At 40.9% G+C, this 531-nt stretch carries 1 protein-coding gene; it reads right to left on the reverse strand.

The features are described 5' to 3' along the window. Nucleotides 1–16 precede the first annotated feature (16 nt). Nucleotides 17–531, reverse strand: a 515-nt coding sequence (locus tag J7384_RS19240) for an IS3 family transposase (protein ID WP_209116147.1), incomplete at its 5' end; no start/stop codon positions are given.

Here is a 531-nt window from a genome sequence, read left to right on the forward strand (position 1 = left end):
GTTGACACTATTTACGCTAAAACGCTCGATGTACTTCATCGGGCGTTTTGTATTTTAAGGCCATGTGTGGCCTTCGTTGATTATAGATAACAACTGATTCCTCGACCATTTTTCTCGCTTCACTTAAGTTCTTTGGCTTCACCAGTAAAAATTCATTTTTCAAAATGCCATTGATTCGCTCTGCTAATGCATTTTGATAGCAGTCATAACCGTCAGTCATTGAGCATGTCACCCGATACTGTTTGTGTAGGGCTTGGTATTCCCTAGAGCAGTACTGAATACCTCTATCAGAATGATGAATGAGTTGTGCTGATGTTTTCTTATCTTTTAATGCGTGACTAAAGGCTTGCTTAACTGAGCTTGTTTTTAAATTGTCGTCAACATGATAGCCCACAATCTTTCGTGAATAAGCATCCGTGACTAAGCTCAAATAAGCTTCACCATCATGGGTTGGCAAGTACGTAATATCGGCCACCCAAAGCTGCTCGGGGCGTGTCAGTTCAATACCAGATTTTATGATATTGGGATGGC

This window comes from Endozoicomonas sp. G2_1, assembly GCF_017744155.1.
In the GTDB taxonomy this organism is placed as follows: domain Bacteria; phylum Pseudomonadota; class Gammaproteobacteria; order Enterobacterales; family Alteromonadaceae; genus JAGHQT01.